Annotated in this window: 19 protein-coding genes; 8 read left to right on the top strand and 11 right to left on the bottom strand. The window is 69.7% G+C overall.

Annotation, left to right across the window (positions count from 1 at the left end; all coding sequences use genetic code 11):
• Positions 1-145 precede the first annotated feature (145 nt).
• Positions 146-1,924 carry a hypothetical protein gene (locus QHF84_RS47870; RefSeq protein WP_281320352.1) on the bottom strand — a complete coding sequence of 593 codons (1,779 nt, stop codon included), beginning with the start codon at positions 1,922-1,924 and terminating at the stop codon, positions 146-148.
• A gap of 88 nt (positions 1,925-2,012) precedes the next feature.
• Here QHF84_RS47870 and QHF84_RS47865 point away from each other — a divergent pair, with 88 nt between their 5' ends.
• The gene (locus QHF84_RS47865; protein ID WP_281320351.1) at positions 2,013-3,599 is read left to right on the top strand and encodes a hypothetical protein; all 1,587 of its coding nucleotides are present in this window, start codon (positions 2,013-2,015) and stop codon (positions 3,597-3,599) included.
• A gap of 18 nt (positions 3,600-3,617) precedes the next feature.
• On the opposite strand, the gene QHF84_RS47860 is transcribed toward QHF84_RS47865, so the two are convergent.
• Positions 3,618-5,807, bottom strand: coding sequence for a PilZ domain-containing protein (locus QHF84_RS47860; protein WP_281320350.1), 2,190 nt, complete (start codon positions 5,805-5,807; stop codon positions 3,618-3,620).
• Between the two features lie 388 nt (positions 5,808-6,195).
• On the opposite strand from QHF84_RS47860, the gene QHF84_RS47855 reads away from it, so the two are divergent.
• The 4 genes from QHF84_RS47855 (at position 6,196) to mfd (ending at position 11,840) form a co-directional block, all read left to right on the top strand.
• Complete coding sequence (locus tag QHF84_RS47855; protein ID WP_272425750.1) at positions 6,196-6,564, top strand: DUF2325 domain-containing protein; 369 nt, start codon at positions 6,196-6,198, stop codon at positions 6,562-6,564.
• 33 nt (positions 6,565-6,597) lie between these two features.
• The gene (locus QHF84_RS47850; RefSeq protein WP_281320349.1) at positions 6,598-6,981 is read left to right on the top strand and encodes a hypothetical protein; all 384 of its coding nucleotides are present in this window, start codon (positions 6,598-6,600) and stop codon (positions 6,979-6,981) included.
• Between the two features lie 107 nt (positions 6,982-7,088).
• A complete protein-coding gene (locus QHF84_RS47845; RefSeq protein WP_281320348.1) occupies positions 7,089-8,054 on the top strand; it encodes a hypothetical protein in 966 nt (321 codons plus the stop codon).
• Positions 8,055-8,090: 36 nt separating this feature from the next.
• On the top strand, positions 8,091-11,840 hold the full coding sequence (gene mfd / locus QHF84_RS47840; RefSeq protein WP_281320347.1) for a transcription-repair coupling factor: 3,750 nt from the start codon (positions 8,091-8,093) through the stop codon (positions 11,838-11,840).
• A 6-nt stretch (positions 11,841-11,846) separates the two neighbouring features.
• Here mfd and QHF84_RS47835 read toward each other — a convergent pair whose 3' ends face one another.
• The 5 genes from QHF84_RS47835 to QHF84_RS47815 form a co-directional block, all read right to left on the bottom strand.
• Complete coding sequence (locus tag QHF84_RS47835) at positions 11,847-14,483, bottom strand: hypothetical protein (protein ID WP_281320346.1); 2,637 nt, start codon at positions 14,481-14,483, stop codon at positions 11,847-11,849.
• A gap of 3 nt (positions 14,484-14,486) precedes the next feature.
• The gene (locus QHF84_RS47830; RefSeq protein ID WP_281320345.1) at positions 14,487-14,936 is read right to left on the bottom strand and encodes a hypothetical protein; all 450 of its coding nucleotides are present in this window, start codon (positions 14,934-14,936) and stop codon (positions 14,487-14,489) included.
• Positions 14,933-15,592 (bottom strand): hypothetical protein, encoded by a 660-nt coding sequence (locus QHF84_RS47825; RefSeq protein ID WP_281320344.1) that lies wholly within the window; start codon positions 15,590-15,592, stop codon positions 14,933-14,935. The genes QHF84_RS47830 and QHF84_RS47825 overlap by 4 nt, the downstream gene beginning before the upstream one ends.
• Positions 15,589-16,659 carry an amidohydrolase family protein gene (locus tag QHF84_RS47820; protein ID WP_281320343.1) on the bottom strand — a complete coding sequence of 357 codons (1,071 nt, stop codon included), beginning with the start codon at positions 16,657-16,659 and terminating at the stop codon, positions 15,589-15,591. Before QHF84_RS47820 ends, QHF84_RS47825 begins: the two co-directional genes overlap by 4 nt.
• A 73-nt stretch (positions 16,660-16,732) precedes the next feature.
• A complete protein-coding gene (locus QHF84_RS47815) occupies positions 16,733-17,728 on the bottom strand; it encodes a beta-ketoacyl-ACP synthase III (protein ID WP_281320342.1) in 996 nt (331 codons plus the stop codon).
• 60 nt (positions 17,729-17,788) lie between these two features.
• Here QHF84_RS47815 and QHF84_RS47810 point away from each other — a divergent pair, with 60 nt between their 5' ends.
• Entirely contained in the window at positions 17,789-18,505 is a 717-nt protein-coding gene (locus tag QHF84_RS47810) for a hypothetical protein (RefSeq protein WP_281320341.1), read from the top strand.
• A 3-nt stretch (positions 18,506-18,508) separates the two neighbouring features.
• Here the strand turns inward: QHF84_RS47810 and QHF84_RS47805 are convergent, their stop codons facing one another.
• The 4 genes from QHF84_RS47805 to QHF84_RS47790 form a co-directional block, all read right to left on the bottom strand.
• Positions 18,509-20,272, bottom strand: coding sequence for a radical SAM protein (locus QHF84_RS47805; protein WP_281320340.1), 1,764 nt, complete (start codon positions 20,270-20,272; stop codon positions 18,509-18,511).
• A complete protein-coding gene (locus QHF84_RS47800; RefSeq protein ID WP_281320339.1) occupies positions 20,269-22,083 on the bottom strand; it encodes a radical SAM protein in 1,815 nt (604 codons plus the stop codon). Before QHF84_RS47800 ends, QHF84_RS47805 begins: the two co-directional genes overlap by 4 nt.
• Positions 22,084-22,112: 29 nt before the next feature.
• Positions 22,113-22,466 carry a hypothetical protein gene (locus QHF84_RS47795; RefSeq protein ID WP_281320338.1) on the bottom strand — a complete coding sequence of 118 codons (354 nt, stop codon included), beginning with the start codon at positions 22,464-22,466 and terminating at the stop codon, positions 22,113-22,115.
• A gap of 230 nt (positions 22,467-22,696) precedes the next feature.
• The gene (locus QHF84_RS47790) at positions 22,697-23,518 is read right to left on the bottom strand and encodes an MOSC domain-containing protein (RefSeq protein WP_281320337.1); all 822 of its coding nucleotides are present in this window, start codon (positions 23,516-23,518) and stop codon (positions 22,697-22,699) included.
• Positions 23,519-23,611: 93 nt separating this feature from the next.
• Here QHF84_RS47790 and QHF84_RS47785 point away from each other — a divergent pair, with 93 nt between their 5' ends.
• Entirely contained in the window at positions 23,612-24,610 is a 999-nt protein-coding gene (locus QHF84_RS47785; protein WP_281320336.1) for a COX15/CtaA family protein, read from the top strand.
• A 59-nt stretch (positions 24,611-24,669) separates the two neighbouring features.
• Positions 24,670-25,245 (top strand): hypothetical protein, encoded by a 576-nt coding sequence (locus QHF84_RS47780; RefSeq protein WP_281320335.1) that lies wholly within the window; start codon positions 24,670-24,672, stop codon positions 25,243-25,245.
• Positions 25,246-25,455: the final 210 nt, after the last annotated feature.

Here is a 25,455-nt window from a genome sequence, read left to right as displayed (position 1 = left end):
CGCCTCCACGCTTTCGGTGAAGGAACTCTAGCGAAGAGGTTCGCTCACGCCACCCACCGGGATCAATTCAGGATCCCCCTCGTTTGGGTATCGCGATACCCCGAGGTGCGTGTCAGGTACGGCCTGGACGCTCGTACGGAATGCCTCAGGGCGCCCGCGCGCCGGGCGTCTCTTTGCGACGGTAGATGCACCAGGCGAAGCCCGCGTCGAGCGGCACTTTGCCTGCGATCTCGTAGTTCGGCAGGAAGCGTCGATCACGGTAGATCACCTGCGATCCCGGGACAGACGGGTGCTTGCAGTCGATGTTCGACGAGATGAGCAGGAAGTAGGTCGGGCGCTTGTCGAAGAAGCGATCGAGGAAGCCTGGGCCGAGCTTGCGCGTGTAGCCGCCCTCGAGCTTGCTGATGACCGGATCGACGAGGCCAAGCAGATCGAGGATGGGGTAGTCCGTCGCGTACCCGACGTACCCGATGTCGCCGATCGCGATCTCGCCGGGCTGGCCATTGTCGAGGAACCACTTCGCCGTGCCGCCCGCGGCCATCGTCCAGAATCGCTCTTCCTTCTCGAGGATCTGTCGCTGCGCGCTCTGCATGTTCCCGACCCGCAAGGAGAAAGCGATGGTCAGGAACGCGGCGAGCGCGAGGTTCGCGGCGCGGCTCCTGCGGTCGACGATCGCGCGCGCCGAGACGCAGACGAGCAGGAACGCGAACGGCTCGAAGGGCGCCATGAAGCGGTAGAACGGCATCCAGTCGCCGCCGACGAGCACGACGTACATGAGCACGAAGATCGCGATCGTTGATACAGCAAGCAAATTGCGGCGCTGCCACACGAGGCCCATCGCGACCGCGAAGATCCCGAGGTAGAGCACGGGGCCCGCGTGGTTGACGTAGTTCCGGACGTAGTCGGCGCCGCCGTCGATCTGCGCGGACCAGTTGCCCGTCTTGGCCGAGAACGTGTTCGGCACGAACGAGCCGTAGTACGCGCGACGGAAGGCGAGGTGCGTCCCGACGGGCAGGACGAACGCCGCGCCGCGCAGGAGGTTCTGCTTGCCGAAGAAGCCGCCCGGCGCGGTGACGATGCGAGCCGCGGCGTTGTTCGTGCCGAACGCATCACGCCCGAACAGGAGCACGAGCATGAGCAGCCCGACGAAGGCAGGCGCCTCGGGCCGCGTGATGCCGGCGAGCCCGAAGACGAGGCCCGACCAGGGGAAACGAAAGGTCGCCTTGGACGAACGTTCGTCGGGCTCGATCTCGCGGAGGAAGAGCCACGTGCCCGCGAGCAGGAGGAAGACGAAGAACGCGGTCTCGAGGCCGAAGACCGCGTACCCCGAGAAGACGACCGTGGTCGCGGCGAGCCACGTCGCGAGGCACGGCAGCGCCGCGAAGGGCCGCAGCCGATCGGAGAGGCGGTACATCATCACGAGCGCGCCGACGGCGGAGCCCGCGCCGAGGACCTTCGCCGTGACGTCGGGATCGAGGCCGATCTTGATCGCGCCGGCGAGGATCACGGTCCAGAGGAAGTTCGTGTACCCCTCGATGCGCTCGCCGGCGTTGTAGACGAGGCCGAGGCCACGCGCGAGGTTCCGCGCGTAGCGATAGGAGATGTACGCGTCGTCGATGGTGAACGAGAGGACGCGCCACGCGTTCGCGAGCATCACGATCGCCGGAAGGACGAGGCCGAGGAGGAGGTGCACGGACCGCGGCAACGGCGCGCCCGCGGCCCAGTCGCGAAACGTCGCGGCCGGCGGGCGTTTCCAGGGGGGATCGGCGGCGTCGGGATCGGGATCGTCGTGATCCTCGTCGGATTCCCGCTCTTCCGCTTCCGCGTCGGCTTCCGCTTCCGCGTCGGCTTCCGCTTCCGCTTCCGCTCCCGCCTCCGCCTCCGCGTCGCTTTCTTGTTCCTCGGCCTCGGGCGTCCTCTTCACGCAACGGCCATAACACCGACGGGCCCGGTGTTGGCAAGCGTCGCCGTGCTTTCCGCCGCGACGAAGGCCAGGTATGGGCCGCTCCGCGATGTCGACCCGCGAAAACGGCCCTGTCGCCGCCCTGCCCGAGGCCTCCCCGCCGAGCGCGCTCGCCTCCCTCCACGCCTGGCTCGGCGGCGCGCCGCTCTCTCCCCGCGCGCACCTCGTGCTCGGACTCGTCTTGCCGATGGTCCTCATCGTCGCGAACGCCTACCGCGTCGCGAGCTTCACAATCGACGACGCCTTCATCTCCTTCCGCTACGCGCGGAACTTCGCGGAGGGCCACGGGCTCGTCTACAACCTCGGCGAGCGCGTCGAGGGGTACACGAACTTCCTCTGGACCGTGCTGCTCGGCGTCTTCGCGGCGCTCGGCGCGCGCCCGGAGATCACCGCGAAGGTGCTCGGCGTCGTCTGCGCGTGCGCTTCGCTCGTCCCCCTCTACCGCATCGCGCGGCGGCTCACGCCACTCGGATGGTCACCGTGCCTCGCGACGTGGCTCTTCGCGTCGAGCTTCCTCCAGACGGGTTACGCCGTCTTCGGCCTGGAGTCGCCGTTCTTCGTCCTGCTCGTCCTCCTCGGCACCGATCGTTTCCTCGTCGAGGAGCACGACGACGCAGACGTCTTCCCCTGGTCGGGCCCGCTCTTCGCGCTCGCGGCCCTCACGCGCCCCGAGGCGCCGCTCTTTTTGCTCCTGCTCTACGTCTGGCATCCGGATCGACCCTTCTCGCGCCGGAGCCTCACGCGCGTCGCGACCTTCGCCGTCCCCGTGCTCGCGCTCCTCGTGTTCCGCCGCGCCTACTACGGCGGGTTCTTCCCCAACACGCTCACCGCGAAGACGGGCGACCTGAACCAGCAGTGGAACGGCGGCGTCGACTACCTGCGCCGCTACGTGCTGCACGCAGGCCCCGCGATCTGGCTCGGGGTCGCCGCGATCGCGATGTTCGTCGTGCGCAAGCGACGGGACGGGATCGCCATCGCTTCGATCGCCCTCACCTTCGCCCTCTACGTGCTGCTCGTCGGTGGCGACTGGATGCCTTACTACCGCTTCCTCGCGCCCGCCGAGCCCTTCGCTTTCCTGCTCATCGACGCCGCCGCGCGCACCATCGCCGAGCGCAAAGAACGCGCTGCAGCGCTCGCGGTCACGCTGTTCGCGATCCTCGTCGGCGCCACGCGCGTGGGCTCGCTCCGACAGGCGCAGCGCGACATCCTCGACAAGGACAAAGCTTTCTGGGACGACGCGGCCGGCCGCACCGCGGCGTGGCTCTCGTCGCACGAAAAACCCGGGCCCGTGGCCATCGCCGACATCGGGTACGTCGGCTACGCGACGGGGTTTCCCATCGTGGACATGCTCGGCTTGCTCGCGCCCGAGATCGCGCGCCTCCCGGGCGGCTACACGAACAAGACCGGCGCGGGTTACGTCGACGCGATCTTCGCGCGAAACCCCCGCTACGTGGTGATCATCTCCTCGACCATCGACTGCAAGAGCCCGACGGTCCCCTCGTCCCGCGCGCTCCACGCGAGCAGCGAGCTCCGCACGGAGTTCTTCGTGGCCGAGCCGATCAAGCTCCGCGGCGGCGGGGCCTGGTGCATCTACGAAAGAAAAAGCGGCGCCGAAACCCGTCCGGCGCCGCGATAGTCTGGAAAACTCGTTCGTTCAGGGCTTCTTCGGCTTCTTCTTGTCGGCGACCTTCTTCTTGAGCGCGCCCTTCTTCTTCTTGTCGCCCGCCTTCGCCACGGTCTTCTTCGCGTCGGTGCCGAGCGCGATGACGAGCCGATCGCCCTTCGCCTTCGCGACATAGGCGGGCACGCCGTCCTTGAACTGCAGGCTGATCTCCGCGCCCGCGGGGTTGTTCACCACGTTGACCGAGGCGATCCGCTTGTCCTTGCGGGCGAGCTCCGTCGCCGACGAGAGCGCGCGCCGGCCGGGCAGCGAGACCGTGAAGCCCATCGCGCCAGCCGCGCCGTTCACCGTCTCGATGTCGCCGTCCATCTTCAGCTTCAGCACGATCGGGCTCCGCACGTTGCCCTTGCCGAACTGCTTGCCGTTGCCTTGCGTCTCCGCCGCCTCCGAATCGCCCTCGCCGTCCCCTTCGTCGGCCGCGGCGCCGGCCTGCGCGGCGTCGCCCTCGGGCGCGGCCGGCGGCGTCTGCGCGATCGTCCCATCGGGCTGCGTCGGCATCGCCGGCACCGGCTCCGTCGTCGAGAGCGGCGTCGCCCCGAAGAGCGGCACGTTCACGTTCGGCACCACGTTCGGATCGCCCGCCGGCGCCACGTTCGCCGCCGTCGGCGCGGGCAACGCTGCGGCCGATCCCGCTGCGTTCGCCTCCATCCCTTGCGGATCGGACGGCGCCGCGCGCGACGCTCCGAGCAGCCGGATCCCGCCCACCACGACGAGCACCGCCGCGAGCCCGAGCGCGCTTCCCATCAGCGCCGCCTTCCGGCTCGATCGAGCCTTCGGCGCCGCTTCGGTCGTCTCCGTCTCCTCCTTGTCGCGCACGAGCTTCTTGCCGGCTGCGCGCAATGCGCCCGTCGGCGGCGCTGCGGTCGTCCGCCGCGCCGCTTGCCCTTCCGTCGCCTCGGCGGTTTCCTCGCCGCGCCGCTTCCGGATCGCCGCGAACAGCCCCGACATCGCGCCCTTCGCGCGCTCTCCAATTCCGGAGGCCGCCGGACCGATCGCGCTGAACGCCGCCTTCGTCGCGCCCTTCGCCTTCTCGGTCGCGCCGCGCAGCGCCGCGGAGAAGTCCTTCTTCGAGCCGCCGATCGCCGGCGAATCCAGCGACGGATCGTTCGCCTCGGCCGCCTCGTCGTTCTCCTCCTCGTCACCCGTGCGCAGCGACGCGGCCTCGGTCGACGCGCTCGGCCGCGTGGCCGGCGGCTTCGATCGCATCTCCTGCGTGCGGGCGCGGGAGGGCACGGCCGGCGACGACAGGAGCTCGGCGCGCGCCTCCTTCTCCTTCGACTCCTTCGACTCCTTCGGCTCGTTTCCTGCGCTCACCTCAGTCTTGCCGACCGGGGCCGGCCCCACGCCGGGCGTCGTGCGCTTGATGAGCGCGCCGAGCCCGAGGGACGACGCTTCCTTGCTCGTCTCCTTCTCGGGCGCCTTCGTCGCGGCCGCCTTCTCCGGCTCCTTCGCCGAGGCGACGGCCTTCTTCGACTCCTTCGCCTCGCCGAACCGGAGCGACACCACGAGCTGCGGCACCTTCGTCGCCGGGTCGACCTCCACCTTCACCGCGTCGACCATCGCGGCGCGTTTGTCCCCGTGGTCCATGTCCTCGAGCTCGAGCGACCGACCCACCTTGAGGAACTCCAGGTTCGAACCGACGAGCACCTCGCCGCCCGCTGCTTCCCGCACCCGCGCCTTCATCGGCGAGCCGAGCCCGTCGATGTGCAGCCGTACGCGCGTCCCGGGGATGCCCATCGGGCCGAGCCCGCTCGTGCCCTCGACCGAACCGCCGAGCTCCTGGCACAGGCTGCGCAGCGTCGCCTCGGCGTCGGGGTTGTCGAAGCCCACGAAGCGCAGGCCGAACTCCCCGCCGCGCGGCGCTTCGCGGCGCCAGATCACCTCGCCGTCGGCCACGACCTCGCCCGCGTCGCCTTCGAACCGGCACACGAGCCGGTCGCCGATCTGCGGAAGGTAAGCCGTGCGCAGGCGCATGCCTTCGGGCGAGACGTCGATCGACTCGGCTTCGAAGCCGCTGCCCTTGGCCTCGCCCACGGCCACCAGCGCCTCGAAGTGAACCCGGTGGTGGCCCGCGCGCCGATCCGGCGTCCCGGGCGCTCCGCTCGTGGCCGTCGTGTTTGCCCGGCCGTTCGGGCTTTCGCCGGAGTCCTCTCGCATGCTCATGACGTCCTCCAAGGGGCTTGGGGCGTAGCTCGGCTTGTCCGAGCGCAGCCCCAATCGCCGAATCCGGAGACGGACAGACCCGTCCCCGCCGCGCGCCGCGCGGCTCCCTCGCTTTCGCCCCGACTAAGTCACCGCGAAGAAGAGGGCCAAGTTTGCGGGTCGGGAAGAAACGGCCCCGGCGGGGGTTGTCCCGAAGAGCGGACGAATCCGGTGCCCCCGAGGGGGCGCAGGGGTCTGGTCCAGGCTCCGCCATCGCGGACTTTTTTCCGTGATGACGACGGAAAGCCCTGGACAGTTCCGCTAGGGAACCTTAGATATCCGTTATAGCGGACAGTCGGCCACCGGCGGCACCGAGGTGCTCGCGGGTCGTGGTCGTCGAGGAGGCCCCATGCGCATTGGTTGGATCGGGGGAGTCGAGCGTTACGAGGTGCAGCTGGAGCGGCTCGCGAAGGCGGCCGGGCACGAGCTCGAGTATCACCGCGGCGACGTGCGGGGCCGCGGGGCGCAATCGCTCGAGGGGCTCGTGGAGCGCTGCCAGCTCATCGTGATCGTGACGGAGACGAACAGCCACGGCGCCGTCCAGCTCGCGCGCAAGCTCGCCCGACAGCGCGGCCGCGGCACGCTCCTCCTGCGCAAGAGTGGTATCGCCCGCTTTGCGCGCTTGCTCGAGGCGATCGATCAGGCGACGGCGCAGGGCCTGTTCCACGCGGACGGCTCGATGAGCTCGGGCTACGAAGCGGCGCTGCTCGGGGCGTGAGCCGATCCGCCTGAAACGTGACAAGCTTGCCTCGTGAGTGACGAGCCCGATCCGCCCGAGCGGCCCATGGCCACGAGCGACGCGCCGGAGGCAAAAGCCGAAGACGTGGTGATGATCCACAGCCCGATGTCCGACGGGCAGGGTTATCACGTGCTGCGCCTGCGCGAGGGCAACGTGGAGCTCGGCGCAATCCGCAACATGCGTGAGGGCGCGCCGGTGCACGGCGACGTCGTGAAGTTATCGCCGCGCAAAGAGCACGAGCGTCTGTACGACGTGGAGGTGCTCGTGAAGAGCCCGCGCCCCCCGGAGCCGCCGCGATCCGGCCCGGCGCAGGTGGCGACGGATGCGTACCGGGCAAACTGGGAGACGATTTTCGGGGCGCGGCGAGGGGACGGCGGGAGCGAGACGTTGAATTGACCTCGTGCGATTGCGGTGATCGCGGCCATTGCGATCGCCTGTCTGCGTCGCGACGAGGCTTTGCTTCCGCTTGACCCCTCGCCGCACCCCGGCTTCCCTCGGCGCGCATGGATCCCCTCGCGCCCATCGCCGGCCTCTCGCTTTCGCAATACGCCGAGCTCCGCGCGCTCTGCGCCGAACACCCCGACGACGCCGACGCCTGCGCGCGCGTCGTGCAATCGAAGAACGTCTCCCGCGAGGACTGGCTCGCCGCGCACGCGGGCTGGCTCGCGCGGCTCGAGGATCCCACGCTCGGCGGCGCCGTCGCCGTGCAATTCGTCCCGGCCTACCAGGCCGCGCTCGGCCGCGCCAAGGGCCCAGCCCCCGCGCTCTCGTTCGAGGAGTACGTCGAGCTCTCCGCCCAGATCATGCACGCGGGCCTCTCGTCCACGCTCGCGCGGCAAGATCTGGATCTCTTCCGCTACACGCAGATCGCGTTCCACTGGAACGCCGCCATGTCCCGCGACATGCAGACGTTCGTCGCGTACGTGTGCGCGGTCGAGCAGGAGCTCTTGCGCCTGCATCGCGGCGGCGAGCGTCGGCCCATTGCCACGCTCGCCACGCTGATCGGCACGCAAGCTACGGCCTTCGCACAACCGGCCGAGCCCCCGGCCGCCCCGATGGACGAACCCACGCCCGCTGCCGCTCCCGCTTCCGTTCCCGCACCCGCTCCCGCGCCCGCTGCCGCGCCCGCGCCCGCGCCCGCCTCCGTTCCCGCACCCGCTGCCGCTGCCGCTGCCGCACCCACGCCCGCTCCGACGCAACAGCCAAAGAGCCTGGAGCAGGAGGCTGCGGAAGCGGCCCGGGCCGTCGAAGGCGCGCTCAAGAACGGGTTCGACAAGCTCGGCCATGCGCTCGATTCGTTCGGCCGGAGCCTCTCCAAACCGGGCGTCGGATCGGCCGTGCTCGTCGCGTGGTCGGACGGAAACAAGTACCCGGGGACAGTCGCGCAAATCGCGCAAGGTCAGTACTTCGTCACGATGAGCAACGGCGAGCAGTATTGGGTAGCCGAGCAGTACATCTCGGCGCCGTAGTCCCCGCACGCTTCGTGCTACACCGCGCGGCGAACGATGCCCGCGACCGAAAAGGCAACCAGAGGCGCAGAGCTCCGCGCTTCGCTCGGCGAGATCGCCGGCGTGGAGTCGCTCGACGTCGAGCTCGATCGCCCCGAAACGGTGCCGGTCGAACCCCTCCCCTCGTACGAGCTCCCGCTCGATCGCCCGATCACCACCACGCGTGATCTCGCCGCGCGTGTGCTCGGCCCGAAGGGCTCCACGATCCACGTCGTCTCCGTCGCCGGCGGCGCCACCGCGCTCGTCCTCCGCGCGCTCGCCAAGGCCACGCGCCGGAAGATCATCGCCGTCACCGCGGATCTCGAAGCCGCCCGCGCCTTGCACGCCGACGCTTCGTTCCTGCTCGCCGGCGCGGACGCCGAGGAGCCGGACGCCGGGAAGACCACGCTCGGCGAGGTCCTCTTGTTTCCGCCGAACGAGTCGAGCCCCTACGCCGACGTGAACCCCGATCGCCGCGGCGCCGAGGCCCGCCTCGCCGCGCTCTTCCACCTCGCCGTGGATCTGCCGTGGCGCGCGCTCGTCTGCCCCGTCTCCGCCCTCGCCCGCAAGGTCGTCCCGCAGCCGGAGGTCCTCGAGCACGCCGAGCTCGTCGTCACCGAGCAGGAGATCGAGCGCGACGCCTTGATCCGCAGGCTCGCGCAGGCCGGCTACGTCCGAAGCCCCCTCGTCGAGGACCCGGGCACCTTCGCCGTGCGTGGCGCCCTGCTCGACGTCTGGCCGCCGAACGCGAGTTTTCCCGCGCGCATCGAGTTTTACGGCGACCTCGTCATGGGGATCAAATCGTTCGATCCCGAAGGACAGAAGACGATCGCCGACATCAAGGAGGTCTGGCTCCCGCAGGCGCGCGAGGCCGTGCTCACGCCCGAGAACGAGGCCCGCGCCCGCGAGCGCGTGCGCGCTGCCTGCGACGCGGTCGATCTGCCGTCGGTGAAGGCGCGCGCGCTCGTCGACGACGTCACGAGCGGCCGCACGTTCTTCGGCGCCGAAGGGTTTCTCCCGGCGTACCTCGACCTCGCGCCGCTCGCCTCGTACCTGCCCGACGACGCCATCGTCGTGCTCGAAGATCCCGCGGCGATCACGCGCTCCTTGCGCGACGAGCTCGGCCGCGCCTTGGCCGATCTCGCCCACAAGTCGCGCGACGCCCACTTCCCGCTCGACGCGTTCTACGAGACCGAAGGCGGCATCGCCTCGTGGCTCGAAGGCCGCACGCACGTCGCGCTCCATCGGACCGGGATCGCGGGTGACGCGCCGGATCCCGCTTCCCTCGAGCGCTTCGAGGTCGCGCCCGAGGACGCGCCTTCCCTCGCCACCTTCGATCAGGGCGACCTCGAACGCGCCATCAAGGCCGCGCGTGCTTCCCGCGGAAAAACCGGCGCGCTCGATCCGCTCGTGCGTCGCATCCTCGCCTGGCAGGAGCACGGCATGCGCGTCATCGTCGCGGCGCGCGCGGAGACGCAGGTCGAGCGCCTCGTCACGCTCCTCCGCCACCAGGGCGTCCGCGTCCGCGCTCGCCTCGGCGCCTTCGATCCCTCGCTCCTCGACGAGCAAGATCCCGAAGCCGCGCGCACCGCGCTCGTCGTTCGAGGCGGGCTCGCGCGAGGCGTCGTCGCGCCGGCCGAGCTCGCCGCGCTCGTCACCGAGGAAGAGATCTTCGGCGCCCGCGCGCATCGCCGCGCCGCGCGGGGCGGCAAGGACACGAAGGCCTCGGCGCGACCCTTCCTCGAAGACCTGCGCAACCTCTCCGTCGGCGACTACGTCGTGCACGCCGATCACGGCATCGGCCGCTATCACGGGCTCGTGCACAAGCAGGTCGGCGGCATGGTCGTCGACCTCATCACGGTCGAGTACGCGGGCGGCGACAAACTCTACCTGCCCGTCTATCGCCTCAACCAGATCCAGAAGTTTCAGGGCGGCGAGGGCACGCCCAAGCTCGATCGGCTCGGCGGACAAACGTTCGCCAAGACGAAGGCGAGGGTCGAGAAGAGCCTTCGAAAGATGGCGGACGAGCTGCTCCGCCTCTACGCCGAGCGCAGGAGCGCGATCGGCGAGCCCACACCCACGCCCGACGACGACTACGCCGCGTTCGAGGCCACGTTCCCCTTCGACGAGACTCCCGATCAAGCCCGCGCGATCGGCGAGGTCTCGGGCGATCTCGAAGCCGCGCGCCCGATGGATCGGCTCGTCTGCGGCGACGTCGGCTTCGGCAAGACCGAGGTCGCGATCCGCGCCGCGTTCCGTGTCGCCGCCTCGGGCCGCCAGGTCGCCGTCCTCTGCCCGACGACCGTGCTCGCGCAGCAGCATTACCTGAACTTCAAGGCCCGCATGAGCCCGTACGCGCTCGAGGTCCGGGCCATGTCGCGCTTCCAGTCGAACAAGGAGCAGGACGAGGTCGCGCGAGGCCTCCGCGACGGCAAGGTCGACGTCGTCATCGGCACACATCGTTTGCTCTCCAAGGATGTCCACTTCAAGAAGCTGGGCCTGCTCGTGGTGGACGAGGAGCAGCGGTTCGGCGTCACGCACAAGGAGCGCATCAAGGCGCTGAAGACGAACGTCGACGTCCTCACGCTCACGGCGACGCCGATCCCGCGCACGCTCCAGATGGCCGTCACGGGCCTGCGCGACATGTCGATCATCACCACGCCGCCCGCCGAGCGCCGCGCGATCCGGACCATCGTCACGCGCCACGACGAGAACGTCCTGCGCGAGGCGGTCGAGCGCGAGCTCGGCCGCGGCGGGCAGGTGTTTTACGTGTACAACCGCGTGGAAGGCCTCTACGAGCGGGCCGCGCGGCTCCAGGAGCTCGTGCCCTCGGCGCGCATCACCATCGCGCACGGGCAGATGAGCGAGACCACGCTGGAGCAGGCGATGCTCGACTTCGTCGAGGGTCGCTACGACATCCTCTGCTCGACGGCGATCATCGAGAGCGGCCTCGACATCCCGCGGGCGAACACGATGATCGTCGATCGGGCCGACATGTTCGGCCTCTCGCAGCTCTACCAGCTCCGCGGCCGCGTGGGCCGGTCGAAGGAGCGCGCGTACTGCTACCTCGTCGTGCCGCCCGCGAACGCGATGACCGACGAGTCACGCTCGCGCATCGAGGCGCTCGAACGTCACACCGAGCTCGGATCGGGCTTCCAGATCGCCTCGCTGGACCTCGAGCTGCGAGGCTCGGGCGACATCCTCGGCGCCGAGCAGAGCGGCAACGTGGCGCAGGTCGGCTTCGAGCTCTTCTGCCAGATGCTCGACGAGGCCGTGCACGAGCTGCGCGGCGATCCCGTGGTGCACGAGGTCGACCCCGAGCTCGCCTTCGACGCCGACGCGCTCTTGCCCGAGGATTACGTGTCCGACGTCGGCGTGCGCCTGTCCTTCTACAAGCGGCTCGCGAGCGCATCGAGCCCGGACGAGGTGCAGGATCTCGCGAACGAGATGGAGGATCGTTTCGGCTCGCCGCCGATCGAGGCGCGAAGGCTCGTGCACCTGATGAGCCTGAAGACCGAGCTTCGAAAGCTGCGCGCGCTCGCGTGCGAGGCCACGGCGAAGGGCGTGACCTTGCACCTGCGCGACGACACGCCGCTCGATCCGGCGAAGGTGATGAAGCTCGTGCAGCCAAAAGGTTCGCCGTACAAGCTGTCGCCGGACATGCGTTTGTCGCGAAGAACGCGGGACACGGAGCAGTTCGCGAGTGGGCTCGAAGCGACGGACAAACTGCTCGCGGAGCTCGCTTCGTGCATGAAGGCAGGAGCCTGACAGGCGTCAGGACGAAGCGTCTTCGTCGCCTTCGTCCTCGTCCTCGTCTTCGTCCTCGTCTTCCCAGTCGTCCTCGTCCTCGTCCTCGTCTTCGTCCTCGCCCCCGTCGACCCAGTATTTCGCGGCCTCGTTCGGCGCGCGGAGGAGATGGAGCATCAAGTCGCGCGTGTCCTCCTCTTGCACCCGCGGCAGGACCTCTTCGAATAACTCCGCCATCCCGTCCGGCTTCCGAAGCCACAAGGGATCGTGGAGCTCCCGGGTGACCCGGGGATCGGGCGAGAGCAGGCACGCTGCGACGTGATGCCGGTAGGCCGCGAGCGGCACCTTGGCGTCGATGAGCGCACCACAGAGCGCGGCGCGCTCGCGGTCCGGGGCGCGCTCCAGGATCCCCGCGAGCCGCGGGTCGTCCCCCGCGAGTACCTCCTGCAAAACCAGCACCTCGGCCGCCTCGGCCGCCGCGGCGCCGCCTCGCGCGGTCGAAGCGAGCGCGCGCGTGAGCGCTTCGAGCATCGGCGCGGGCGACGATGCGCGGATGAGCCTCGCGGCGACGGGGAACAGCGGCGCCTCGGGCTGCGCGAGCGCCGACAGGATCCACGCATCCTCGAGGCATTTGGCCTGCGCGAGCACATACGCGGCGCGACAAACCGAGCCTTGGGCCTCGGGATCACCGTCGTAGGTGGACAGGGCGGCCCTCGCAACGTCCAGCACCTCCGGCGCCTTTCGCTCCGATCCGAGGGACATCAGCCGATCGAAGAGCTCGAAGCGCTTCTGCCCGAGCGCCTCCCTCGCCGCCGCCGCGATCCGCGCGTCGAGCCCCGGGGCCTCGGTCGCCTCGCGTAGCGCGATCGACGCCCATCGCGACGCATCCGCGTTCGACCGCACCCCCTTGTTCCGCGCATCCGCGGCGTCGTCCGGCGCGATCAGGATCGACCAGAGCTGCTCCACGCAGTCCGCCGGCACCCCCACGACCGAGAGCGTGATGAGCGGGGACGGCGCGTTGTCCCACGCAGGCGACGCGAGCGCCGCGCGCGCGATGCCCCGCAGCCGCTCGCGCTGCTCTGCGCCGAGCAGCCCTTCCCGCGTCGCGCTCGTCAGCGCGTCGAGCCAGCCGCGGGCGACCCCCGCGAGGGCCGCCGCCTCCGCGAAGCTCGCGAGCCCCTCGAACGCGAGCGCGCCGAAGCGCCGGAGCAGTAGCTTCGCCCATTCGGCTTCCCCTAGTTTGCCCAGCGTCGGGTGCTTGTAGAGATGCCCCGACGTGCGCAACGTGAAGAGAAGCAAGGCGAGCGCTTCACGCTGGGACGAAGAGAGCTGCTCGGGCGGAGCGCTCCCCTCGGGCGCCTCGGCGAGCAGCACGTCCACCATCGTGAAGCGCGCCTCCTGCGAGGCGCCGCGGAGCACGGTCAGGCACGCGAAAAACCGCTCGCTCGGCAGCCCTTCGAGCAGGAACACGGGCACGCCGGCGAGAGGCGGGGCCGGCAGCGCGCCCCCGAACCGCTCGAACCAGATCGTCTTCGCGCGCTCGACGAGGTCGTGCTCGGAGCACCCCGCCACCTCGATGAGCCGCGGGCGCGCGAGCTCCTCCGGCAAGAGCGCGAGCGCGCCGATGGCGGCGTACTGACGAAGGCCGCCCGGATCGGCAAGCACACGATCGATCCGATGGACCGCCCGCTCCGGATACCCTGCGGCGAGCGCCTTGAGCGCCCAGTCGGCGTCGAGTCCGGGGCGCCTCCGGGAGATGTGCGCACCGCCGCCCTCCAGGATGATCTCGAGGGGCTTCCACCCTTCCGGCGGGGCCGCCACCCGAAGCGCATCGATGAGCGCCTCCTCGTAATCGTCGATGCGCTCGTATCCGCTCGTCCCGTGGCCGCCGTCGATCGGATGGCGCACGGCGTCTTCGAGCAGCCAGCGGAGATCTTCCTCGCGCTCCGCCCATCCCTTCATCTGCGCGAGGATGAAGAGCGCGTAATACCGAAGGCGCGCGTGACGCGTCCGGAGGGCGCGCCGCAGCGCGGGGATCGCATTGGGGAACTCGTCGAGCGAGAGCCAGCGGATCGCGAGCGCGCGCACGTCCCAGGATCGCGCCGTGTCGGCGATCTCTGCGAGCCGCGCTCCGAGCTCGGGGTAACGTCCTTCGAGCTCCGTCTCGGCCACGGTGCGATCGAGGACGAACGCGAGGTTCTTGTCGCCGGTGCGCGCGGCCTCGACGATCAGCTCGATCACCTCGGGGTGGCGATCCGGCAGGGGCAGCCACGCGAGCTGGAACATCTCGGTCTGGCGGATCGGCGCGGCCTCGATGTGACGGGTCACGAGCCGAAGCAAGCGCACGGCCTCCAGGGGATACCGGGACATGCCGAGGATCTCGAAGCCGATGCGCCGCGCGAACCGCTTCAGGCGCTGCGTGGCGGCGGCCTGCGCCGACGGGGACGCGAGCGCCCACGCCTTGCGCACGTCCTTCGCGAGCTCCTCGCAGGCGCGCGCCGCGTGCTCGGCGAAGCCCGGTGATGCCGTCGGATCGAGGTCCGGCGCCGGAGGGGCTTCGGTCGGCTCGGGCGACGGCTCGGGCGGCGGCGCCACGCGCCAGGCGAAGCGCGAGGCCAGCGCGGAATCGAGCACGTCACGCTTCGGCTTGGGGGCGTCGGACATTGCTCAAGGATACAACGATTCGGGCCCCACACACGGCGTGCCGAGCGAGAGCGAAAACGAGAGCGTATGCGCCGGGAACCCCGCGAGCTTCACGAGCCCCGCGGGCTCCTCGGTTTGTCCGGGCGCGCAAAGGACGCCGTCGCCGTCGCGGTCGAGCCATCCATACACGACGAGCCCGTCCCCCTCGTCGAGCGGATAAAGCACCGTCTCGCGCACCGGCCCCACGCCGGCCACGGTGCGCGTCTCGAAGACGCCGAGCGGATGTGCGAGGTCGCCTTCGCCGAACGTCTGCGCCACGTGAAATTCGAGGTGCACCGCGCCCGTGCTCGGCGCGCCGTTTGGCACGGCGACCTGCCCGTCGAGCTCGATCTCGTAGAGGCGCGTGTCCTCGTTGATGCACCCGGCGAGCGCGAAAACGAGGGCTCCGGCGAAAACGAGATGGCCCCGGCTCATCGATCCCCTCCGAAATGCAGGCCGAGGTGCACGCCCGGCAGCGCGATCGTGTCCGGCGCGCCGACCCAGCCGTAGTTGATGCCGAGATCGAGCCCGATCCGGCGCGAAATAGCAAACCCGAGCCCGAGCGTCGCCCAGGGCGTCCATTCGTGCCGCAAAGACCAGCTCGTCTCCGTGCCCGAGGCGCGCTCGATCGTCAGACGATCCGGCAGGAAGGCGTGGCGCGTGCCGAGCACGAGGTACGGGACGAACCTCCCCACCGGAATGGCCAGGCGGAACCTGAGCTCGCCGTTCGGGCCGCGCCGGTACTCCTCGCTGCGCTGGAAAAGCCAGCCGGCGAGGAATTCGCCGGTCAGGCGTAGATGGGTTCCATCGGCGATTCGCACGCCGATGCCGAGCATCGGGCGATACCGGCGCCCGACGACCGATTCGAGCTCGCTTTGCAGCGTGATCCGGTTCGACAAACCGACCTGCGCGCGCAGGAACGAAAAGGGCCAGCCGCCCTGCGCCGAGAGGACGTACGCCCCTTTCGCGGGGCTGCCGCCCACGGCGTCGAGCGCGGCGTGCTCGGGGAACGGCGTCCTCGGCTCCGCGGCGGCGGCCTCGGCGGCGCCGAGGATCACGGCGCCGGCCGCAATGGCAATACCCAGCTTCATTCCGCCGCCTCCGCCGGGATCGTCACGCCAAACACGCGCGCAAAGTTCCCCGCGAGGACGTCGGCCGCTTCTTGCTCCGTGTATCCGACCTCCTTCATCGCGGCGACCGTTCGTTCGAGGTACCCTTTCACGAACCCGGGGCTCTGCGGGCCATCGCTGCCGTAAATGATACGGTCCGTGATCCCGGCCTCCCGCATGCGGCGCATCGCTTCCTTCAGGTTTTCGCCCGTCGGATCCGACGACGCGGAGCCGAGCGCCGAGGGTTCGAGAAATACGTTGGAATACGTCTTCGCGAGCCGAATGCACGTAGAAAGGCCCGCGTGGCGCTTCTCGATGAAATCGTAGCCGAGGTGCCCGAGGATGAATTTCGCCCCCGGGAATTGCTGGATCGCCGTCTCGAGGTACGTCGGATCCGTGTAGGCCGGCTCCTGCGACGTCCCCGGAAACGGGCTCGTCCCCGTGTGCAGATAAAGCGGTTTGCCCATCGAGGCCGCGATCTCGTAGATCGGAAAAAACGCAGGATCATCCATGCGGAAATGCTGGTGCGCGTGGGCGAGCTTGATGCCGACGAACCCCGGCCGCGAGAGCGTGCTCTTCAATCGATCGAGCTCGGCGTCGCGATCCGTCGTCCACCGGTCGACGCGGAGCGACGCGAGGCCGAAGAACCGATCCGGCGCGAACGTGAGATCCTCGGCGACGAGCTCGTTCGAGGCGATTCCCACGGTGCGCGGGGCATAGATGGCGAAGAGGCCCGCGCCCCAGATGCCCGCGTCGTCGATCTCGCCGAGGATGCTCTCCGGCAGGAGCGAGCCCTTCGCCGCGGCCTCGGCGTCGAGCCCGATCGGGAACGGGAAGCGCGAGGCCAGGAATTTTCGCGTGTCCTCGGGGACGTGATCCCAGTCGCCCGGGTGCAGGTGCATGTCGATGGCCGGCAGGCGCTTGCCATTCCAGTCGACGCCCCGCGGCGGCGCGCCGCAGCCGATGTCGAGCGACGCGAGCGCGGCCAGCGAGACGGCCGAGACGAGCGCGAGCGGGGTCCACCGACCCCGGATGCGGCGCGATATCACGCGCGCAAGGGATCCCAGAACCCTCGCCGCGTCAAGGAGGCCCGCGATCCTGCGGTTTTTCCGAATCCTCGCTTCACATCCGCACGATCGAGGCCGCCCACGTGACGCCGGCCCCGAGCGCGCAAAGCAGCACGTTTTGCCCGGGCGTCACGCGGCCATCCCGCACGGCCTCGTCGAGCGCGATCGGAATCGAGGCCGCGCCCGTGTTGCCCACGTCGGCGAGGTTCTCGATGAACTTGCCCCGCGAATACCCGAGCCGCTCGGCGATGCGATCCACGATCCTCCGGTTCGCCTGCTGCGGGATCACCCAGTCGAGTTTGTCCGAGAGCAGGCCCGCCGCCTTCAGCGCCTCCATGCTCGTGACCTGGAGCTTCTTCACGCTGACCTGGAAGAGATCGTGCCCCTCCATCTGCACCTTGTTCCGCTTCGCCGCGAGCCTCTCCGGCGTCATCGGCTCGCCCGTGCCGCCGCCCGGGATCGAGAGCAGCGAGGCCATCGTGCCGTCCGCGCCGAGCCGCATCGAGAGGATGCCGCGGCCGTCGTCGCCCGCCGCGCCGACGATCACCGCGCCCGCGCCGTCGCCGAAGAGCGCCGCCGTCGTGCGATCCTCGGGATCCACGCGGCGCGAGAGCATGTCCGCGCCGACGACGAGCGCCGTCCGCGTCGCGCCCGACGCGATCGACTGCTCGGCCACGGCGAGCGCGTAGAGGAAGCCCGCGTGCGAGGCCGCGAGGTCGAAGGAAGGGACGAGCTCGGTGCCGAGCTTCTGCTGCACCGTGGCCGCGGTGGCCGGCATGGGGCTGTCGCCGCTCACGGTGGCCACGATGATGAGGTCGAGATCCGCGGGCGAGAGCCCCGCCGCCTCGAGCGCTGCGCGCGCGGCGGCCGTGGCCATGTCGCTCGTGGTCTCGCCCTCGGCCGCGATGTGACGACGCTCGACGCCGACGTGCTCTTTGAGCCACGCGTCCGAGGTGCCTGCGTGTGCGGCGACCTCGTCGTTCGTGACGACGCGGGCAGGCAGGTAGCGGCCAGTGCCGAGAATCCGGGCGCGCGGGGGGCTCGCTCTCATGGCGCGGAGGGTAACAGAAGGTTTGAGAAGCGGGGCGGAGGAAGGTAGAGTCCGCGCGCCATGGCCGAGAAAGAACCGGACGAGGACAAGGACGAGGTCGAGGACGAGGGCGAAGGCGAGCCCGAGGCCGAAGCGAAGGCGGAGGCCCCGAAGGCCGAGGCGAAGGCCGAAGCGAAGGCGCCTGCCGCGGCAAAAGCCGCGCCTGCGAAGGCGGCCGCGAAGAAGCAGCCGAAGGCCGGCAAGGCCGCGCCGAGGCGCGCGCCGCCGCCGAGCTCGGCGTCGCTCGGCAAGAGCATGGTGCTCTTCGTGGTCGTCGTGGGCACGCTGGCGGCGGGCTTCGCGCTGCTCGGTCAGGAGCGCGGCGGCGGCGGTCCGCGCGGGCCCTCGTGGAAGCCGGGCCAGACCGTGGACGTCGAGATCACGCTGGTGGCGAGCGACAAACGCGAGCTCAACTGCGCGGCGACGGACGAGGTCGCGGGCAGGCACTGCAGCTTCGAGTCGCCGACGAAGGTCTGGGGCAAGGGCGATCCGGGCGACGACAAGAAGACGCTCCGGCCCTACACCTCGACGGACAACGTGCAGTTCGTCGCGGCCGGCCTCTGGAGCGAGCCCGCGCTCGCGGGCAACCTGCCGACCACGCGCTTCAGCGTGAAGTGCAAGTACACGGTGGAAGGCAAGCTCAAGAGCCCGACCTTCCACTGGGAGAGCGGCTGGGAAGGCCAGCCCCGCGGCGAGATGCTCGCGGGCGTCCTCACCGGCTGCACGCTCACTCCCTGACGCTCACCCTTCCCGCATCGGCGTGAGCGCCCCGAACCCGTGGGCGCGAACCCAGTTCACGTGCACGCCACGGCACGAGGCGTTCTCGCGGCAGTCCTTGCAGCGGAGCGCCTTCGTGTAGAAGCCGTCGGCCACGTACCGCTTCGTGAACTCGGTCATGTCGATGCGCGCGTCGGCGCCGAGCATCGCGAGATCCAAGGTCCGCGGCGCGGTACGCACGGGCCTGCCAGCGACACAGGCGGGCACGTTCTCCACCGCGATCGGATGCGGGTACGTCGCGAAAAACGATTTCGTGTCGACGTCGTTCGCGTGGGCGTCGGAGACGAGGTCGTAGTTTTTCTGGACGAGCACGAGGTTCGACGGCGGGGGATCGAGCCTGCGGATCACGGGCTCCGTCGTCTTCGTGAGGAAGGCGCGGACCTCGAACGAACGAGCGATCCCGAGCAGCGGCTCGATCGCTGCGGGATCATCCGTGTAACAAGCCGCGAGCTTCTTGCCGAAGAGCAGGCCTTCCGGTGAGATCGCCTCGGACAAACCTTCGTACGACGCGAGCTCGAGCTCGATCGTCCCCGGCGTCGCCTTCGCCGCGAGCGCCGCGGCCTCTTCCAGGTTCGCCGCCACGATCCGCGCCGCGTGTCCTTCCGGCAGCTTGCCCGCGCGCGGCGGCTCGCCCGCGTAACGCAGCACGTCGACCTCGTCGGCCTTGCGCACGTCGATCACCTCGTCGAGCGTGTCGCAGAGGCTCTGCAGGTAGCAGTACTTGCACCGCTCGGGCTCGCGGCACATGAGCTTCTTGCCGAGCGAGAGGTACCGATCGAACTCCTCGCGCCGCCCGCGCACCTCGTCATTGAGCTTGTACGGATCCTGGATCAGGTCCTCGAACCCCTCGGCGTAGGGCGGCGGGAAGCGGTTCAGCCAGATGTGGATGTCGGGCCTGCGCGCGTACGCGAACGCCTGCTGGAGGTATTCGAGGTTCCCGTCGAGATCGTAGAAGAGGTGGTGGCGCGCGTCGCTCCAGGCGTTTCCGAAGGGGATCACGTGGAGCAGGTCGAACTCCTTCACGCCCCAGCCGATGAACGTCGAAAGCATCTCCGGCAGGTGCCGGACGTTTTGCTTGTTGATGACGATGTCGACGTTGACGATGAACCTCCCCGACGCGAGCGCGGCCTTGAGGCCCGCGACCTCTTCGACGAACGCGCCGGGCGTGCCGACGAGCGCGTCGTGCAGCTTCGCCGTGTGTCCGTGCAGCGAGAAGGTGATCTCGTGCAGGCCGTTGTCCGCGGCTTTCTCGAGGAACTCGGGGTAGCGGAACATGCGGCCGTTCGTCACGGTCTGGATCTTCCGGTAGCCGGCGAGGCGCCCGAGCTTGACGAAGTCGAGGAAGTTCGGGTGCATCGTGGGCTCGCCGCCCGAGAGGATCAGCCGATCGGCGCCGCGCCGCCGGCCCTCGACGATCTGCACCTTGATGTCCTGCGTCGCCCGCATCGTGCCGTCGTGCGCATTCGAATCGAGGCAAAACGTGCAGTGGTTGTTGCAATCGTACGAGAGGCGCACCCAGTTGCGTTTTTCGTGCGCGGCCGCCTCGTGCGCGAGCGTCTTGCCAGAGCCCTCCGCGTCGCCGAGCAAGGCCTCGTTCTGGAAGTCGGCGAAGGCCGTCTCGACGGCGTCGGCCGAGAGGACGGGGAGCTTGCGGGGGGGGTTCGGGGGCGCAGCTCGCTCGTCGAGCGGAGCCCCCGAGCGAGGAGGGGACGAGGCAGAGGCAGTCACGACGGCATTTCTCCCGTGCGCTCGTAGCGCAACATCCACTGATTGCTGGTCTCGCGGCCGACGTCGCGGCGCTCGACGAGGCGTAACGGTTTGCCTTCGAGGCGCCGCGCGGTCCGGGCCGCGTCGTCGTTGCGGTAGTGCTCGAAGCGGTTTTCAGGCGCGCTCTCCGCGCGCGCAGCGTGCGCGCGGCTGCGGACGAGGCCGAAGGCGACGTTGTCCACGAGCGTGAGCGTGCCGCCGGGCCGGAGCCGCGCGATCGCCGCGCCGAACGCGCGCGCCGGATCTTCGAGGTGGTTCACGCTTCGCAGCGCGAGCACGTGATCGAACGTGCCGAGCTCGTCGCCGAGATCCTCCGCGCGGCCCTCCACGAACTGCGCGAACGGGTGGCGCGACGCGAGGACGGCGAGCCGCTGCGGATCCGGATCGACGCCGACGTACGTGATGTGCCCTTCCGCCGCGCGACGCGCGAGCGCTTCGAGGTACGGACCTTCGCCGCAGCCGAGATCGAGCACGCGGCCGGAGAGTTTTCCGAGCAGATCCAGCACGGCGCGATCGTCTCGCGTAAAAACGTCGGCGGGCACGGGCTCCCACGCGCCGGTGCAGCGAGGCCTTTCGGGGCAAGCGCTGCATTCCGCAGCCGGACGCAATTTCCGCAAGTCCTGGGCAAAATCGTCGGGGGCGAGCTTGGTCGATACGTCGAGGTAGATCTGGCCCGCGCTCTCCTTGGTGGCGAGGAGCTCCTCGTCGGAGAAGTCGCGCGTCTCCGTGCGGAAGAGGCGCATGCGGTCCTTGAGGCGCAAAAACAAGGTGCGGCCGCGATCGTACGGACTCGTACCGTCTCCGCGGACCGGGCAAGGCGCGCCGGGCGGACGCGCGAGGTCGCGCTCGGGGACGAAGTTGTACGAGTTCGCCCGCGGGCGATCCGTGACGGGCCGGAGCGCGCTCGCGCCGTGGATCTCGTGGTAGCCGCGGTAGAGCCCGGGACACGCGCCGCGCAGCGCGCAGTCGCCGCAGGTCTCCTCGGGCTGGATCTTGGCCACGTCGTCGACGGGGACGAAGTCGTCCTCGTCGGCCTCGATCATCGTGGCGTACCGGTGCGTCTTCAGATCGTCGTAGAGATGTTCGAGGCCGGGCAGCAGGCAAAACGGGAGGCCGTCGTGCGCGAACCGCGGGCCGCGCGGGGTCCGCCGCGAGAGCCCGTACTCGATCGCTTCTTTCACGCGCGCCGCGCAGGCGGAGACGTCGGGCACGATGACGTCGAAGGCCCGGTTCGCCGCGCCCTTCGGCTGCGTCATCGAGAACTTGATGCAGAGGTCCTCGAACGGGAGCAGCCGATCGACGAGGCCCTTCAAGTGCTTCACGTTCGCCGTCGTGACGACGCAGTTGATCGTGAGATCGGGGATGCGACCGTGCAGGTTCTCGATGGCCTGCATGGCCTTGTGGAAGGTGTCGGCGCGGACGACGGAGCCGTGGACCTTGGGCTCGCCGCCGTGCAGGGACATGTAGACGTAGCGGAGGCGGCACTCGCCCACGAGCTCGTCGACGACGTTCCGGTACGAGAGCATCAGCCCGTTCGTGACGAGGCCAAAATCGAGGCTGTGCCCGGCGATGCGGCGCGCCCAGCGCGAGAGCTCGGGCCGCATCGTGGGTTCGCCGCCGGAGAGGACGACCATGGACGCGCCGAGGCGCTTGGCACGGTCGATCTTCCAGTCGACGCGCTCGGTGGTGTCGTCGAGGTGCCGGATGTCGGCCGTGTGGCAGAACGTGCAGTTCTCGTTGCACGCGTAGCCGACTTTGATCAGCGCCTTCACGACGGCGCGATCTTAGTACGAAGGAGGCCCTAGACCGCGGCCGAAAAAAGCCTGCCGGGGTGCTTGCGCTCGAAATGAGCGGTGATCGCGTGGCCGAGGGACTCGATCACGACCGCCGCGATACCGGCCCGGACCACGAACCCCACCGGGCCGGGGACGAACGCGACGGCGCGCGTGGCCACGAACTTGAGGCCCGCGCCCATGACCTCGAGGCCGCCGCCCGCGGCGAGGCTCTTCAGGTTGCTCACGGACTCGCCGTAGACGCCGCCGATGAAGTTGAACATGTGGACCTCGAGGGCGGCGAGGCCCGCGGACGTGGAGATCGGCAGCGGGAGGGCCGCGAAGGCCGCTCCGCCGATCGCATACCGATGCACCCAGCGCATCGCTTCTTCCCTGCACGTGATCGCCATACGTCGAAGCTGCACCAGCCCGCGCCAGTTTGCACGCTCAGGACGGCCGCATGTGCGCAGGAAAATGCGCCGAGCGTGGCTCATTCCGTGGCGGCCGTCGCCAAAAGGAGCAGCTCTCCATCCTCCGTGACCCCCAGCCGACCCGAGAGTCTCGCGATCCCATCCCACGGTGCCGCGCTCTGCGTGCTCTCTCCTTCGACGCCTCAGCCGACGTCGTCGTACGAGCGCGCGCCCAGGGTCACGGCGTCGCCGACGCGGATCTCGCCTTCCCCTTCGGCGACCATGTTCCAGCCGAAATACACGCGGTTCGACCGCGCTCGGAACGTCGCCAGCGTCGCCAGCGGATCCTTGCCGCGCACGCCAGTCGCCTGGTCCACGGTGATCACGCTGCAGCGGCTGCACGCCTTGCGCAGGTAGAAGACGACCGAGCCGATGGACAAGCTCGTCCACGCATCCTCGGCCCAGGGCGGCGCCCCGCGGACCACGAGGTTCGGCCGGAACCGATCCATCGGCACGGCCTCGCGCAAGCGCGCGTTCAGGTCCGCGAGCGAGCCCTCCGAGGTGAGCAGATACGGAAACCCATCGGCGAAGGCGACGCGCTCCTTGCGATGCACGTAACGGCCGTCCACGCGCCGCGCAGCGTCCTCGGGCATGTACACGAGCTCCGCGCGCCGGCCGAGGTAGTCGCTCAGGTACGCGGCGGCCTCGTCGCCGACGTAGACCGCGCGGCATTTGTCGCTCCAGACCCGGACGCGGCGATCCGTGGGCCCTTCGGGGCGGAGCGGCACACGGAGCGGGCCGTGGCCCTTCGCGTGGAGGACGAGCGCGTCGTCCTCGATGGCCGTCTCGAGGAGCGACATCTGCGGGAGCTCACGCTGCGTGAGGAACTCGCCGTCCGGGTCGACGATCATGAACCGCCGGTCGTGCTCGATGCCGAGGCTCTGTGCCCGAGCCCGGTCGAGGGCGATGCCGCGCGCGCCCTTGACGGGGTACACGAAGAGTCCGCTCAGGGTGATGGTGCTCATGGGGGCCCTGAGAGGCATAAAGCGGCCCCGCCCGCGCGTCGAGGGGATGAAAGGCGCTCGCCTCGGCGCCCCGCCGGACCTAGAACGGGGGGCATGTCGCAAGGTCGATTTCGCCGTATCGCGTGGGCGACGCTCGCCGTCACGCTCGCCGTCATCCTCTGGGGCGCCTACGTCCGCGCCACCAGCTCGGGCGCGGGCTGCGGGAGCCACTGGCCCACCTGCAACGGCGAGGTCATCCCCCGCGCGCCCACCGCGAAGACCCTGATCGAGTTCACGCACCGGGTGACCTCGGGCATCGCCTTCCTGCTCACGTTGCTCCAGCTCGTGTGGGCCTTCCGCGCCTTCCCGCGCCGGCACGCAGTGCGGCTCGGCGCGGTCGCGTCGATGTTCTTCATGGTGACCGAAGCAGCCGTCGGCGCGGGCCTCGTCCTCTTCGAGCGCGTCGCCGGCGACACGTCGATCGCGCGTGGCTACTGGATGAGCGCGCACCTCATCAACACGTTCCTCCTCGTCGCGTCGATGACGCTCACGGTGCTCTGGTCCTCGGGTGGACCCTTGCCGCGTCGCTCCTCGGGCGCGCCGACCTACGTGCTCGGCGGCGGTCTCCTCGGCGTGCTGGCCGTCGGCGTGACCGGCGCGATCGCAGCCCTCGGCGACACGCTCTTCCCCGCGAAAACCCTGAGCGAAGGCCTCGCCGCAGACGTGTCGCAAGCCGCGCACGTCTTCGTGCAGCTCCGCGTCTACCACCCGATCGTGGCCGGCGTGGTCGCCGCGTATCTCCTCTTCACGACAGGGTTCGTCACATCGCAACGCCCGAACCTGCTCAAGCCCGCGCGAGTCGTGTCGGCGCTCGTGATCGTGCAGATCGGCGCGGGCTTCCTGAACCTCTTTCTCCTCGCGCCCGTGGCGATGCAGCTCGTGCACCTGTTGCTCGCCGATCTCGTGTGGATGGCGCTCGTCGTGCTCACGGCATGGTCACTCGGGGAAGCACCCGCATCCGTGTCGTCCGAGGCTCCAGAATCGGCCGCAGCCCTGCCGTGGTCAGGCCTGCCGGACGAGTTCGCACGCCCGAAGGAGACGCCTCCGCGGTAGGATGTTTCCATTCCAGCGCGCGAACGGCGCGTGGCTCAGGCTTGGAAGGGAGACAGACGATGAGGCTTGGTTTGTATGCGCTCGGGCTCGCGGCGCTCGGCTCTTTGTTCATGACCGCAGGGTGCAGCGACGACACGGGCGGCTCGGGTGGCTCGGGCGGCTCGGGCAACGGTTCGTCCTCGAGCTCGTCCGGCAGCGGCAGCTCGTCGAGCTCATCCGGCTCGGGCGGCGCAGGCGGCGCAGGCGGCGGCTCGTCGAGCTCGTCCGCAGGCGGCGGCTCGTCGAGCTCCTCCGGCTCGGGCGGCAGCGGCAACTACTCGGTCTGCAGCGACTGCACGAGCAACACGACGGGCGCATACACGAAGGAGTGCAAAGCGCTCGCAGACGCATGTATCGCCGACGCAGACTGCAAGGCCCTCGCCGACTGCTCCTACGACAACTGCCCGCTCAGCGGCGACGGCGGCTGCTGCACGATCAAGTGCGGCCAGGACCTCAACACGCCCGCAGCAGCACTCCAGAAGTTCAAGGCCCTCGACTCCTGCGTCTTCTGCCAAACCTGCAAGACGATCTGCATGAGCGACGGCGCACCCGAGTACTGCGCCGTCGTCGAAGCCGCAAACCCGAACTGCCCCTGAACGGATACAGCGGGGCGTTGCCCCGCACCCCAGCAGGGGGCTGTCCGCCCCCTGCACCCCGGACCAGGCACGGCCTGGACCGAGGGCCGAGAAACCGCGCGATGCGCGGTTTCTCGGACGGGCCCGTGGCAAGACCACGAACGGCGTTGCCAACGGAGACATCAGCGTTGCCCGATGTGCTGGGAACGTGTTCCTGTCGACAGCGCGCAT

The organism is Polyangium sp. y55x31 (assembly GCF_029946505.1).
In the GTDB taxonomy this organism is placed as follows: domain Bacteria; phylum Myxococcota_A; class Polyangia; order Polyangiales; family Polyangiaceae; genus Polyangium.
This window is presented reverse-complemented; position numbering and strand designations above follow the sequence as displayed.